We start from the raw sequence: 547 nt of genomic DNA, 5'->3' as shown, positions 1-547 counted from the left end.
GGTCGACGTCGCCGAGGACGTTCCGCGCCGCGATGTGCGCGGTCACCGAGAGGAACAGCGCCAACAGGACGGTCGTCCCGAGCACGGAGACCGGCGTCACCGTCTGTAAGAGCATGGTCGGCCTACGGGGCGACGACTAAAAGTGGTCGCGGAACGCGGCCGCGTCGGTCCCGCTCCCGTCGCGGGGTCGCGGCGTCACCCCAGCAGCCCGAGCCCGTTCAGCTCCTCGACGATCACGTCGACGGCGGCGGCCGCGTCGTCGGCGCTGGTGCCGCCGGTGACGACGACCTTGCCGCTGCCGAACAGCAGCGCGACGACCTCCGGCTCGTCGAGGCGGTAGACGAGCCCGGGGAACTGCTCCGGCTCGTACTCGATGTGCTCCAAGCCGAGGCCGATCGCGATCGCGTTCAGGTTCAGGCTCTCGCCGAGGTCGGCCGAGGTGACGATGTTCTGGACCGTTATCTCCGGGTCCTCGATCGGGATCTGGAGCGCGCGGAGCTCCCCGAACACGGTGTCGAGGCTCTCGTGGACCGCCTCGATCGAGTTC

1 pseudogene is annotated in these 547 nt (G+C 69.7%); it reads right to left on the bottom strand.

Annotation, left to right across the window (positions count from 1 at the left end):
- Positions 1–195 precede the first annotated feature (195 nt).
- Positions 196–547: pseudogene (locus tag DVK01_RS21165) on the bottom strand (TATA-box-binding protein); the annotation flags it as partial.

Source organism: Haloarcula sp. Atlit-120R (assembly GCF_003665885.1).
Taxonomy (GTDB): domain Archaea; phylum Halobacteriota; class Halobacteria; order Halobacteriales; family Haloarculaceae; genus Haloarcula; species Haloarcula taiwanensis.
This window is presented reverse-complemented; position numbering and strand designations above follow the sequence as displayed.